This window comes from Niallia sp. Sow4_A1 (assembly GCF_052116745.1).
Lineage (GTDB): Bacteria > Bacillota > Bacilli > Bacillales > Cytobacillaceae > Niallia > Niallia hominis.
Genome location: NZ_JBQKKM010000022.1, coordinates 39,070 through 52,088, shown reverse-complemented (window position 1 = coordinate 52,088; position 13,019 = coordinate 39,070). Strand labels below are relative to the sequence as shown.

General features: G+C 36.9%; 12 protein-coding genes and 1 riboswitch. Of the genes, 2 read left to right on the top strand and 10 right to left on the bottom strand.

Features of this window, described 5'->3' with window-relative positions; translation table 11 throughout:
* Positions 1-99: 99 nt before the first annotated feature.
* The 10 genes from ACTQ5K_RS13540 to ACTQ5K_RS13495 all read right to left on the bottom strand — a co-directional run bounded on the left by ACTQ5K_RS13540 (position 100) and on the right by ACTQ5K_RS13495 (position 8,917).
* On the bottom strand, positions 100-705 hold the full coding sequence (locus ACTQ5K_RS13540; protein WP_441993984.1) for a precorrin-2 dehydrogenase/sirohydrochlorin ferrochelatase family protein: 606 nt from the start codon (positions 703-705) through the stop codon (positions 100-102).
* Positions 686-1,453 carry a sirohydrochlorin chelatase gene (locus tag ACTQ5K_RS13535; protein ID WP_109768656.1) on the bottom strand — a complete coding sequence of 256 codons (768 nt, stop codon included), beginning with the start codon at positions 1,451-1,453 and terminating at the stop codon, positions 686-688. Before ACTQ5K_RS13535 ends, ACTQ5K_RS13540 begins: the two co-directional genes overlap by 20 nt.
* Positions 1,453-2,226 (bottom strand): uroporphyrinogen-III C-methyltransferase, encoded by a 774-nt coding sequence (gene cobA, locus ACTQ5K_RS13530; protein WP_109768657.1) that lies wholly within the window; start codon positions 2,224-2,226, stop codon positions 1,453-1,455. The genes ACTQ5K_RS13535 and cobA overlap by 1 nt, the downstream gene beginning before the upstream one ends.
* Positions 2,227-2,339: 113 nt before the next feature.
* A complete protein-coding gene (gene cysC / locus ACTQ5K_RS13525) occupies positions 2,340-2,945 on the bottom strand; it encodes an adenylyl-sulfate kinase (protein WP_031535108.1) in 606 nt (201 codons plus the stop codon).
* Positions 2,946-2,960: 15 nt separating this feature from the next.
* The gene (gene sat / locus ACTQ5K_RS13520) at positions 2,961-4,109 is read right to left on the bottom strand and encodes a sulfate adenylyltransferase (protein ID WP_109768658.1); all 1,149 of its coding nucleotides are present in this window, start codon (positions 4,107-4,109) and stop codon (positions 2,961-2,963) included.
* Between the two features lie 66 nt (positions 4,110-4,175).
* A complete protein-coding gene (locus ACTQ5K_RS13515) occupies positions 4,176-5,252 on the bottom strand; it encodes an inorganic phosphate transporter (protein ID WP_109768659.1) in 1,077 nt (358 codons plus the stop codon).
* Between the two features lie 19 nt (positions 5,253-5,271).
* Positions 5,272-5,988: a phosphoadenylyl-sulfate reductase gene (locus ACTQ5K_RS13510; RefSeq protein ID WP_109768660.1), complete on the bottom strand. Its 717-nt coding sequence runs from the start codon at positions 5,986-5,988 to the stop codon at positions 5,272-5,274.
* A gap of 187 nt (positions 5,989-6,175) precedes the next feature.
* Complete coding sequence (locus tag ACTQ5K_RS13505) at positions 6,176-6,322, bottom strand: YezD family protein (RefSeq protein WP_081836543.1); 147 nt, start codon at positions 6,320-6,322, stop codon at positions 6,176-6,178.
* Between the two features lie 179 nt (positions 6,323-6,501).
* A riboswitch (SAM riboswitch) is annotated at positions 6,502-6,608 on the bottom strand.
* 426 nt (positions 6,609-7,034) lie between these two features.
* A complete protein-coding gene (locus tag ACTQ5K_RS13500; RefSeq protein WP_109768661.1) occupies positions 7,035-7,622 on the bottom strand; it encodes an ECF transporter S component in 588 nt (195 codons plus the stop codon).
* Positions 7,623-8,023: 401 nt separating this feature from the next.
* Positions 8,024-8,917: a LysR family transcriptional regulator gene (locus ACTQ5K_RS13495; protein WP_284561137.1), complete on the bottom strand. Its 894-nt coding sequence runs from the start codon at positions 8,915-8,917 to the stop codon at positions 8,024-8,026.
* 444 nt (positions 8,918-9,361) lie between these two features.
* Between ACTQ5K_RS13495 and ACTQ5K_RS13490 the strand changes: the two genes are divergently transcribed.
* A complete protein-coding gene (locus ACTQ5K_RS13490; RefSeq protein ID WP_235248562.1) occupies positions 9,362-11,188 on the top strand; it encodes an assimilatory sulfite reductase (NADPH) flavoprotein subunit in 1,827 nt (608 codons plus the stop codon).
* A 29-nt stretch (positions 11,189-11,217) separates the two neighbouring features.
* Positions 11,218-12,942: an assimilatory sulfite reductase (NADPH) hemoprotein subunit gene (gene cysI, locus ACTQ5K_RS13485; protein ID WP_441993983.1), complete on the top strand. Its 1,725-nt coding sequence runs from the start codon at positions 11,218-11,220 to the stop codon at positions 12,940-12,942.
* Positions 12,943-13,019 lie beyond the last annotated feature (77 nt).

Sequence of the window (13,019 nt, the reverse complement as noted above, 5' to 3'; positions counted from 1 at the left end):
GAAGTAAAGTCTACTTCCTATAATGGAGGCAGTGATTCACACAATATAACAGCCTGTCCAAAAAAACATATATAAAAACCCCTAAACCATCTCATTTGGTTAGAGGTTCAAGAGCTTTTCATAGTAAATATAACGTAATTCACTTGAATCTTTATAGGCATTATCTAATATTTCTTCTAAGATTGCATGGGAAACTTCAGGAGGAAGTAATTTTTGCTTTAAAAGGTTTCGAACCTCATATAAAAAGTCCATATACGCAATATAGTTATCGTCATACTTCTCTTGCCATTCTTCCTTCATTCTTTTAGCCAGTTTTGGACTAGCACCATTCGTAGAAACACTTAAATGTAACCGCCCTTTTTTAAAGCTAGCTGGGAGTTGGCAATTTCCCTCTTCATAGGCAGATGCATCATTTACTAAGCTAATTGATTTAAGTCTTTGCGTGATATGACGATTTTCTTGCATATCATTTGTTGCAGCAATGGTTAAAAAAGCATGGGAAAAATCTTCTTCAACTGCTTTTCTTTGAACTAGCTTTATTTTCTCATCCTTTGAAAGCTCATTTATTTCGCTGCATGCTTTAGGACTGATTACCGTCACCTTGGCTTCTTCCTCTAAAAGCATCATTACCTTTCGATAGGCAATCTTGCCGCCACCAACTACCACACAATGTTTATCTTTTAACTCAACTAGTAATGAGATCATATTCATTACCTACCATCATTTCATCTATTCTCTCTTTTAATATCCCTGCTATTAATGGGTCATAACCTAAATAAGGAGCGAGGACGTATTCTTTATCGATACTCTTTATTTTATTTATTGTTTTTTCCATCGATTTCATTAAAATTCCGGTAAACAAAAGATATGGAATAACTAACACATGGCGATAAGAAGATTGGTCAGCCATTTGAAGCGCTTCTTCAAAGCTAGGCTGTGCAGCTGTTAAATAGCAATCCTGTACAACAATTCGGTCTACATCTGTTTCAATTAGGGAAGCGATTTTGCATAGATCCCGTTTTACATCCGGATCACTGCTGCCACGCCCAACAAGAATTACAAGTACTTCCTCCTTTGTTTTCTTATATATAGATGTACGTTTAATCTTATCTGCAACAATTTCAACCATTTGAGGATGAACACCGATTGGTTTGCCATATTTTATGTGAACATGGGGATATTCTATCGAAAGCTTTTCTAATATTTCCGGAATATCTTTTTTAGCATGTGCTGCCGTGAGAAGCAACACAGGGATGATATGAACAATAGTGGCTCCTTTTTCAATACAATTTCGAAACCCCTCTTCTATGGAAGGCTCCGACAATTCTAAAAAGGAGTATTCTTGTATCCCTTTAAATTCATTGCTCTCCATACACTTCTTTACAAAGGAGATAGCCTGCGCACTGGCTTTCTTTACCCTGCTTCCATGACAGATATATAATATTGCTTCCATTATAAAACCACCTCTTTTTGCATGTCCTCTCCGAAGCTATCTTCAAACCATTGGATTTTCTCTCGCATTTTTACTACCTCTCCAATGACAATCATACATGGATTTTCAATTTTCCCTTTTTCCGCATCTTCTATCATATGCTGCATATCCGTTACAATCGTCTTTTGCTTTAGAGTTGTGCCCCAATTTATTAAAGCAACAGGGGTTGTGCTTTTTTTTCCAAAAGAGAGCAGCTTTGACTGAATAGATGGAAGATTTTTTACTCCCATATAGATAGCAAGGGTATCAATTTGCGAAAGTGCTTCCCATTTTATATGGTCTTCCTCCCCATTTTTCATATGACCGGTTACAAAGGCAAAGGAAGATCCATAATCACGGTGCGTCACCGGGATACCAGCATAGCTTGGGGCAGCAATGCCTGCTGTAATTCCTGGCACAATTTCAAAGGGAATCTGATTTTTTGCTAATTCTTCCGCTTCTTCTCCTCCCCTTCCAAATACAAATGGATCACCACCCTTTAGCCTTGTCACTGTCTTTCCTTTTTTGGCATGCTTAACTAGCGTTTGATTAATCAATTCCTGCTTCATAGCGTGGTGATGGGGAAGCTTGCCACAATAAATCAGTTCTGCCTTAGGTCTCGCATATTCTAATAACTCTCGATTTACTAAGCGATCATATAAGATAACATCTGCATTTTTGATACATTTTAGTCCTTTTACCGTTATTAAATCTGGATCTCCTGGTCCTGCACCAACTAGATATACTTTCCCCATTTTATCCACCCTTCTCGTTGTTTCTCTTAGGTTAATGAAAAGAAGGGAAAGGAAATACCGATGAACGGATAGTTATTCCACAGACCACGCCCAGGTTTCTCCTTTTCCCTACATTAAGAGATGTAATATTCTTTTTCTTTTAAATATTGTACGATTTGTTCCACACACTCATCAATAGAATATTTTTCTGTATCCACTACTATTTCGGGATGAACGGGCTCCTCATATGGAGAACTAATCCCTGTAAAATCTTTAATGATGCCTTTCCTTGCCTTTTCGTACAAGCCTTTTGGATCCCTTGCTTCACAAGCCTCTAAAGAACACTTTATATATACTTCAATAAACTCGTTTTCCTCTAATAAAGCTCTAACCCTATCACGATCTTCACGAAATGGAGAAATGAAGGCGGTTAGTACTACATGCCCACTATCTACAAAAAGCTTACTTACTTCTCCAATCCTTCTGATGTTTTCTTTTCGATCCTCATCAGAAAATCCTAAGTCTTTATTAATTCCAAAACGGATATTATCTCCATCTAGGACATAGCTATTTGTCTGATCGTCAAATAATCTTTTGGCGACAGCATTTGCAACCGTTGATTTTCCAGAGCCAGATAACCCTGTAAACCATAGGACATAGCTATGATGCTTATTTTTTTCTCTTCTATCCTTTTTTGTTACAGCATGATCATGCCATGTGATATTTGTACTTTGGCTCAAAGCTTACTCTCTCCTTTAAGAATGGATTTCTTGTTTTTGTAATCCTTTGATTAGCACTTCCACTACTTCTTTACGGCTAAATGTACTTGGTGGAATTTCTCCGTTTCTTAAAAGCTCACGAACCTTTGTACCAGATAAAATTTCATGATGTTCACTACCGTGTGGGCAAGTCTTTGTAGAAGCCATGTTTTCACATTTCTTACAATAGAAACTATGTTCAAAGAATAAAAGATTAATGCCTAGCTCATCTTGGGTAAATTGAGCAAAGATTCTTTGTGCATCATATGTTCCATAGTAGCTTCCAACTCCTGCATGATCACGACCTACAATAAAATGAGTACAGCCATAGTTCTTTCTTACCATCGCATGGAACACCGCTTCTCTTGGGCCTGCATAGCGCATAGCCGCTGGAAATACAGCTAGAAAAACACGCTCTTCTGGATAGTAGTTTTTCAATAGCACTTGATAGCTTTCCATACGAACATCTGCGGGAATATCATCAGACTTTGTTTCTCCTACCAATGGGTTTAAAAATAGACCATCGACAATTTCAAGCGCTGATTTTTGAATATATTCATGGGCACGGTGAACTGGATTTCTTGTTTGGAACCCTACTACTGTCTTCCAGCCCTTTTCCGCAAACACAGCTCTTGTTTCTGCTGGATCTAAGTAAAAACTACTAAAATCTGTTTTATCTACTTTCTTTACTAGTTTAATGGGTCCGCCAAGATAAATATTTCCTCGATCAAACATTTTCTTAACACCCGGATGTGCTAAATCATCTGTACGGTAAACAGATACTGCCTCTTTATCTTTATCTGGAATGTAAATATCCTCAACTGTCAGTACACCATACACTTCTCCTTGATATACTAACTTTATCGTATCGTGAAGATTAATAGATTCTGATTGTTCCTGTGAAATAGGTAATGTAATAGGAATACTCCACACTTCTCCAGTAGATAAGTGCATATTTTCCACCACTGCTTCATAATCTTTTTGTGATAGAAATCCTGTTAGCGGGCTATATGCTCCGTTTCCAATTAGCTCCAGATCACTAAGTGCAACCGTGTCAATTTCTAGTTCTACCTTTAGTTCAGATACATCAAATTTAGGATCGTATAAATTAATTAATTTTCCACCGTGTGGTTGACTTAAAGCCATTTTTAGCACACCTTTCGTTTTTGATTGTTTTTTTAGGTATAAAAATCCTTTTTTCAGTTTGTTCTATTAAATCCCGCCACCGTCTTCATAAATAGTGCTATTATCTTCTCGAATGGTTTTCATCAAGCTTATAATTCCAAGTGTTGCAATACAAACACTGAGAATTATAAGTACATTATAGATATCTGCTTTTATGAATAATTGAATTAGACTATAAGAAATAACTAATGATAAGACTGGCGAAACAATCCATACCTTAAATATTCTGAGCACTAATTTCTTTTTCAGCATTCCATATCCATTCTTTGATACTCCAATGCCAATAATTGCTGAACTTGTGACCTGTGTTAATGGCACTGGCAATCCAAATATAGAAGCAATCATAACAAGTGTTGCACCTGTTCCTGAAATGAGTCCTCCTTCGAGCTTGCTAAATTGGACAATTTTCTTTCCATTAGTCTGGAGTACTCTTCCGCCTAACAAAAAGGCTCCAATTGCAATGAAAAAACCACCTACAACTACTCCTGTTTGCATAGATATCATGTTTGCGCCAACTAATGGTCCAATAGAGTTTGCGACATTGTTCATCCCAGCAGAGAAAGCTTCAAAGCAGCCAACAATAATGACAAAAATAGATAAATATTTTTCATTACTTGGATTACGTATCCATTCATTTTGACTTTCAAGCTTTCTTATATATTTTCCAGCCCCTAAAGCAATAAAAAAAGAAACGATAGGAACTAAAATCCAAAAAAAGACAATCCATAATATATTCGCAATATATAAGCTTTTAAAAGCTACACCTACTCCTACTACACTACCAACTGTAATTTCACTTGTTGAAAGGGGAATCCCCATTATATTAGCAATAAATAAGGAAAGAGCAGCTGATGATAAAATAATTAAAACGATTTTGGCATCAAGGATATTGCTTGGAATTAACCCTTCTCCAACTGTTTTTACTACTTCACTTCCGCCAATAACTGCCCCTAGTAAGATTGCAACTGCACATATGAGCAAAGCTACTCTCTTTTTGGGAATAGCGCCTGATCCATATGCAACACCAAGACTTGCTGCTGCACCACTTGCGCCAATGTTCATTGCAAAAAACAATGACATAATACCTGCTAGAACAACGATCATACCCCTGTACCTCTACTCATTATTGTAAGTGTAACCCGCATTCTGTTTTTCCTTTTCCTGTCCATCTTCCAGAACGTAAATCATCCATATTAATAGCTGGCTGTGTACATGTTCTGCAGCCAATGCTAGGATAACCTTTATCATGAAGAATATTGTAATCTAAAGAATTCTTATGGGCGTATCTCCAAACATCCTTCCATGTCCAATGAATAAGTGGACAAACTTTAATCGACTTAAATTTATTATCTTTATTAAGATATTGTGTGTTTTTTCTTGTTTCCGACTGTTCTCTTCTAAGTCCAGATATCCAAGCAATCGGCTCAGATAGTACTTCATTTAAAGGAATCACCTTCCTAATTTCACAGCACTTATTTGGATTAGATAGCCAAAGCTCCTCTCCATATTGAGCTGCCTGTTCTTCTAATGTAATAGCCGGCTTTTTCATTTCTATTTGCAAATCAGGATACCGTTTTTTCACTTTATCAATTAATTCGTAGGTTTCATCAAAATGTACATCTGTATCTAAAAAGACAATATGAGCATCTTTTTTTATTTTCGAGATTAAATCAATTAGCACAATCCCTTCAATTCCAAAGCTACATGCATAGACAATATCATCTTTATACGTATCATAGGCCCACTTTAAAACTTCTAAAGCTCCCTTTGTCTCCGTTTCACTCGAAAAGTCAACAGGAGGATACGTATCAATTGTTTCATAGGTTAATAACTTACTCATAAACAATCCTCCATTCCTATTAGAAAAGCGTAAGCATCTGGTTATCTGCGTATAACCAACCATTATTTTCTTTAATCGACTATCCCGTTGATTAAATGCCATTTTATGCAAAAAGGCAGCTTTAACCACTTTCTCAGTTAAAGTTGCCTCTAGTTTATCTAGTCAGCTTCTTTATAAAACGCCTAAATTATTTTCCTAAGCGTATTTTTTCATTTTTTTCAATTTGAATAATTTTCCCATCCTGTACCACTAACGTGACAGATCCAAATTGCATTGTCTTTAAAATTTCCTCTAATTGAGTCTTCACTTTGTCCAGCTGATTTGTTTCCCCCACCAACAAATCCCTCCTTAGAAAGGTGAAATCCTTATTAACCATTTGCATAGCGCTTGCGCCAGACATTTATTGTACCGAAAACTCTTAGCAAATGACCGCTTGGATTTATCCATTGTAGAAATCATGCATAAACGCTAAAAAAATCCTTCCATTTGGAAAGATAGCAGGTAATTATTCTTACCTTATCTTTCAAAATGGCTATCCATTTTGGTGGATTTGGCACCTTGCACTTTAGCAGGTTGCCGGACTTCTTAGGGCCAATTCCCTCAGTCACTCTTGATAAGCATCGTTATTTTCTAAATTTTATCATAATTGCTATTATTGTCAATAAGTTTTTCTAGTTGTTTAGTCGGAATTATATTTTTTTATTTCCTAGTATTTAAGAAGGAATAATTATTATCATTATATAAAAAAACATTTTACTGGTGCATGACTGATAATAAAAAAATAACCTTGTTGCAAAAATAAGGCAGGGACAAAACGAAATAACCAATCTGTAAAGACTAACAATCTCTAATTTATCTCTTAAATAAAGCTTCTACTTTCACATGATGGTTATCTATGTTTTTAACTTTAGTCACGTGTATAAACTAAGTAGTTTTTATACCTTTATCTGAAATAATAAATACGAACATGAATGCGAATTAATTACATTATAGATTGTGTTTATTATTGATTGAAATGCTTATGTCCCAGCCTCATTTTCTGTTCCTTATTTTTTTCTTATCTTTAACAACGGCTTTGCTATAATTGGTGTAAGAATACCTGATAGAATTGCTTCTGGAACACCATTTGTGCCAACTATCGCTAGTATTGCTGGCAGAAGATCTTCAACATTCACTCCAATTGCATTTGCATAGCGCTCTCTTACAAATAAGTAGACAAATCCTAACACAAGAATCGTATTGGTTAGTGACCCTACCACACCAGAAATACTCATCGCAATCGTCTCATTCATTCTATTCTTCAGCACTTTATAAAATAACAGCCCTGCCACTACTCCAATCATCACTCTTGGAAAAACAGATATTAATGGGTTTGTAAAAATAATCGGCGCAAGGGGACTTGTTGGATAGGTGAACGCTCGAACGAACGTAATGACTCCCCAAACGCCTCCAATAATTGCACCATCTACTGGTCCTAATACGATAGCTGCAATAATAACCGTAACCTGAATAATCGTTAAACTCAGTATAGGAGTCGGAATATATCCTAATATCGGAATAATAGTTTGAATAATAATAATTGCGGTAAGCAGACCTAGTAGAACCAAACGAGTTGTTTTATTTCTTTTTTTCATAGGCAAGTAGTTCTCCTTATTTAGAAAAAGCAGTTACTTGCTTTTCCTTCTTTTAATAAAATTCCTTTGTTATCATACTACAAACACTAGTTATTTTTCTATGATATAAGAAGGATTTTCTGCTTTTTCCTTTAGAATGAGATTAATTACTTGCTGTTATACATATGCCCCACTTTAAATGATATGGCTATTTTCGTAAAGTTTGTTACGATTACCCGCAGCCGGAATACACTTCGCTTTCCGTGGCGCTCGCGCTTAGCCTCCTCCGCTTCTCCTCCGGGGTCTCAGACTGTCTCGCTAATCCCACAGGAGTCTTTATGTATTCCGGCTGCTCCATTTTACCAACTAATTCTTTTTCCTATTGAAAAAACAACAATCCTTTAGAAAACAGCCAATGATTATTAATCATTATAGGGAAATGTCTCCTTTAATGTCTCAATAAAGGTAAGAACATTTTGTTTCTCCTTCATAATTGGTGCAAATAAATAGGATAGCCTTCTTGTAAAGCGAGTATTTATCACTGAAATAATACACAGATTCCCGTTGTTTACATCCCTTTCAATGACACTTTTTGATAAAAGCGATAAACCATTTCCATTAATCAGTGTCTCCTTGATGCCTTGATTACTACTAATGGTTAAGAAGGATTGGGCTCTTAAGCCATTGGAGCGAATGACATGATTTAAGTATTCTCTCGTCCCTGATCCAACCTCTCTTGTAATCCACGCTTGATCATGTAGTTCTGAAATCGAAATTTCTTCTCGGTATGCTAAAGGGTGATTCATAGATGCGACAATGTATAGCTCATCTTCCATAAAAGGAATAACCTGCAGTTCCTTATCATTTGTCTGCCCTTCAATTAAACCAATGTCTACTTCATATAATCTTACTGCTTGGACAATTTCTTCTGTGTTTCCAATCGTTACTTGTATTTGCAATTCAGGATGCTGCTTTTGCAAATCAAGCAGTACGGAAGGCAAAATATATTCGCCAATCGTAAAACTTGCGCCTATTTTCAGTTCCCCTTTTATTGCATGATGGTGCTCCAAGATATGCTGTCTCGTCTGTTCATATAAGCGAATCATCTGAACGGCACAATCATATAGCATCTGGCCTGTTGGCGTTACTTTTAAATACTTTGGTGAGCGTTCCAATAATTTTGTCTGGAATTCTTTTTCGAGGTTTTTTATATGCAGACTAACACTAGGCTGACTCATAAGGAGCATTTCTGCTGTCTTTGTAAAATTCTTCACTTCAACAAGTGTCACAAATGTCTTTAACGCATCATATTGCATACTTTTCCTCCATCTTAGCTTTCAGTTATTAGAATTACTAATAGTTGCAATTAATTATATGTATTTTACTCATTCTTTTATTTACAGTAAAGTACAATTAGAGTACGTGTAATACGAGGAAAGTTTAGGCAGACCACTTTCATGGTTGAATTGTATGCCATTATGACGCCTAACAACTTGCAGTCATTTATTAGGTGAATCCTTATCAGATAGCTTTTGTAGTGCTATTAAAATTATAAAGACTAATCTTTTTAGAAGATATATCATCCCCCTGCTTGTTCAAAAAAGTAACAGGCTACTTTTATATTTCTAATCCGATTTGTCTGATAGGATTAATAAATTCGCAGTGACAATCCTCTCTTTTCATTATAAAATAAATCTCAAGAATTATCTTACTAATCAAACTATAAAAAGAAATGCTATTATCTATGCGAGGTGAAAGTGTTGCAGCTTCAAGTAATAAACAGTCCCTTTAATCAAGAACAAACCGAATTATTAAACCGTCTTTTACCAACTTTAACTGAATCACAGAAAATTTGGCTAAATGGTTATTTATCTGCTTCCACAGCAGCAGTCGCAACAACAGCAGGAGAACCTAGCCTAACTACTTCATTAACGGAACAACAGGTAGCTACTCCGACTACAAAAGACATTACCATTCTTTTTGGATCGCAAACTGGTAATGCACAAAGCCTTGCCAAGGGTCACGGCAGTCGTTTAAAGGAATTAGGATTTAATGTCACAGTACAGTCGATGGCTGATTTTAAGCCTAATAATCTTAAAAAAATACGAAATCTTCTTATTATTGTTAGCACTCATGGAGAAGGTGATCCACCAGATACCGCAATAGCTATCCATGAATTCTTACATGGAAAAAGAGCTCCAAAGCTTGAGGATTTCCAATACTCGGTGTTGGCGCTTGGCGATAGCTCTTATGAGTTCTTTTGTGAAACAGGAAAACAATTTGATACACGTTTAGAAGAATTAGGCGGAACAAGACTATACCCACGTGTGGATTGTGATCTCGATTATGATGAGCCAGCAAGCGAATGGTTCTCAGGCGTTGTTAACAGCTTGAACCTTCAAGGAGAGTCAACAGCCCCTAATCCAATAAGCACAACACCACAATCTATTCGAGATTCTGGCTATTCCCGCAGCAATCCCTATTATGCGGAGGTACTTGACGTCATTAATTTAAATGGTCAAGGTTCCAATAAAGAAACATTGCATGTAGAGCTTTCTCTTGAGGATTCTGGTATTAGCTTTGAGCCTGGTGACAGCCTCGGGATATTTCCTAATAATGACCCAGATCTAGTAGATCTTTTAGTAAAGGAACTAGGATTCTCTCCTACAGAAAGTGTATCGATAAATAAACAAGGGAAAGTTCTAGCATTTCGCGAAGCTTTATTAACATACTATGAAATTACTGTTTTAACAAAGCCACTGTTAGAAAAATTTGCAAAAATAGCAGCAAATCCATCTCTAGACGAGCTACTAGCTAAAGGAAATGAAGAAAAACTAAAAGCATATATAAATGGTCGTGACATATTAGATCTTATCCGAGATTTTGGACCGTTAGAGACAAATGCACAAACATTCGCATCCTTGCTTCGTAAACTGCCGACTCGTCTTTATTCCATTGCCAGCAGCTATAAGGCAAATCCAGATGAAGCACATCTAACCATCGGAGCCGTGCGTTACCATGCAAACGGACGAGATCGCAGCGGTGTCTGCTCTGTTCAAATTGCTGAGCGTATTCAGCCAGGAGATAAGCTGCCTATCTATATACAAAACAATGAAAATTTCAAGCTTCCAGAAAATCCAGACACACCTATTATTATGGTTGGTCCTGGGACAGGAGTTGCACCATTCCGTTCTTTCTTGCAAGAAAGAGAAGAAATAGGAGCAGAAGGAAAATCATGGCTATTCTTTGGAGACCAGCATTTTGTCACAGACTTCCTTTATCAAACAGAATGGCAAAATTGGCTTAAAGATGGTGTGTTAACGAAAATGAATATTGCTTTTTCTCGTGATAAAGCAGAAAAGGTATATGTTCAGCACCGTATGCTTGAGCATAGTAAAGAGCTATTTGAATGGCTGGAAGAAGGAGCTGTTCTTTATATTTGTGGAGATGAAAAGCATATGGCGCATGATGTTCATCAAACTCTTCTTGCTATTATTCAAAAAGAAGGTCAAATGTCCTTAGAACAAGCTGAGGAATATGTAGCAGCCATGAAACAAAACAAACGTTACCAACGAGATGTTTACTAATAATATTGCAGGAAAGGAGTTTTTCTAAAATGGCAAAACAAGTATTAAAAGCCCCAGAAGGACCACCAAGTGATGTGGAGCGCATAAAAGAAGAAAGCAATTACTTACGTGGAACTTTAAAGGAATCCATGGAGGAAGAATTAAGCTCAGGCATTTCAGAGGATGATAACCGCTTAATGAAATTCCACGGAAGCTATTTACAGGATGATCGTGATATTCGAAATGAGCGCGCAAAACAAAAATTGGAGCCTGCCTATCAATTTATGCTCCGCGTCCGAACTCCTGGTGGGGTAGCTACACCAGCACAATGGTTAACAATGGATGAATTGGCACAGAAGTATGGAAATAATACATTAAAATTGACAACACGCCAAGCATTCCAAATGCACGGCATTTTAAAATGGAATATGAAACAAACAATCCAAGATATCCATCAATCCTTATTAGATACAATTGCAGCTTGCGGTGATGTAAACCGTAATGTAATGTGTAATCCAAATCCTTATCAATCAGCATTGCATAGTGACGTATATCAATGGTCTCAAAAATTAAGTGATCATTTATTGCCTCGTACACAAGCTTATCATGAGCTATGGTTAGATAAGGAAAAAGTAGCTTTCACTCCAAGTGTGGAGGAAACAGAAGTAGAGCCAATGTATGGAAAATTATATTTACCTAGAAAATTTAAAATTGGAATTGCAGTTCCTCCTTCTAATGATATCGATGTATTCTCCCAAGATCTTGGGTTTATCGCTATTACGGAGAAGGAAGAATTAGTTGGCTTTAACGTTGCCATTGGCGGCGGAATGGGAATGACCCATGGAGATAAAGCAACTTATCCTCAGCTCGCAAAAGTAATTGGATTCTGTACACCAGAACAAATTTTAGAACTTGCTGAAAAAGTTATTACCATTCAACGTGATTACGGAAATCGCTCTGTTCGTAAAAATGCTCGGTTTAAGTATACCGTAGATCGCCTCGGCTTAGAGAATGTTGTGGAAGAATTAGAGAATCGTTTAGGCTGGAAGCTGCAAGAAGCGAGAGAATTCCACTTCAATCATAATGGTGACCGCTATGGCTGGGAAAAAGGAATAAAAGGAAAATGGCATTTCACTTTATTTGTCGAAGGCGGTCGCATTAAAGACTATGAAAGCTATCCTTTAATGACCGGTTTACGCGAAATTGCTAAAGTACATACTGGCGATTTTCGATTAACAGCTAATCAAAATTTAGTTATCGCCAATGTATCAAGCCGCAGTAAAAAGCAGATTGCTCATTTAATAGAGCAATACGGCATAATGGATGGCAAACGTTTCTCCGCACTGCGTCGCAATTCTATTGCCTGTGTGTCCCTACCAACGTGTGGGCTTGCGATGGCAGAAGCAGAACGATACTTACCAGTCTTAATTGATAAGATTGAAGAAATTGTCGATGAAAACGGGTTGAGAGAAGAAGAAATTACGATTCGTATGACAGGCTGTCCAAATGGCTGTGCTCGCCATGCTTTAGGAGAAATCGGCTTTATTGGGAAAGGTCCTGGAAAATACAATATGTACTTAGGCGCTGCCTTCAACGGAAGCCGTTTAAGCAAACTATATCGCGAAAATGTCGGCGAGGAAGAAATCTTGTCTGAACTTCGCGTCTTGCTCCCACGTTTTGCAAAAGAACGCATAGAAAATGAACACTTTGGTGATTTTGTCATTCGTGCTGGCATTGTTAAAGAAGTAACAGATGGTATGAATTTCCACGATTGAGATTAGGTTATGAATATATTGCACCACTTTAATCATTTTTGATTGGGTGGTGTTTTTTGTTTAGGTTTGGAATTATA

Excerpts from the sequence above, each read along its gene's own strand:
- cobA (WP_109768657.1), bottom strand. The coding sequence starts at position 2,226 with ATGGGGAAAGTATATCTAGTTGGTGCAGGACCAGGAGATCCAGATTTA.
- ACTQ5K_RS13500 (WP_109768661.1), bottom strand. The coding sequence starts at position 7,622 with ATGAAAAAAAGAAATAAAACAACTCGTTTGGTTCTACTAGGTCTGCTT.
- ACTQ5K_RS13515 (WP_109768659.1), bottom strand. The coding sequence starts at position 5,252 with ATGATCGTTGTTCTAGCAGGTATTATGTCATTGTTTTTTGCAATGAAC.
- ACTQ5K_RS13540 (WP_441993984.1), bottom strand. The coding sequence starts at position 705 with ATGATCTCATTACTAGTTGAGTTAAAAGATAAACATTGTGTGGTAGTT.
- ACTQ5K_RS13535 (WP_109768656.1), bottom strand. The coding sequence starts at position 1,453 with ATGGAAGCAATATTATATATCTGTCATGGAAGCAGGGTAAAGAAAGCC.
- ACTQ5K_RS13510 (WP_109768660.1), bottom strand. The coding sequence starts at position 5,988 with ATGAGTAAGTTATTAACCTATGAAACAATTGATACGTATCCTCCTGTT.
- ACTQ5K_RS13495 (WP_284561137.1), bottom strand. The coding sequence starts at position 8,917 with ATGCAATATGATGCGTTAAAGACATTTGTGACACTTGTTGAAGTGAAG.
- cysI (WP_441993983.1), top strand. The coding sequence starts at position 11,218 with ATGGCAAAACAAGTATTAAAAGCCCCAGAAGGACCACCAAGTGATGTG.
- sat (WP_109768658.1), bottom strand. The coding sequence starts at position 4,109 with ATGGCTTTAAGTCAACCACACGGTGGAAAATTAATTAATTTATACGAT.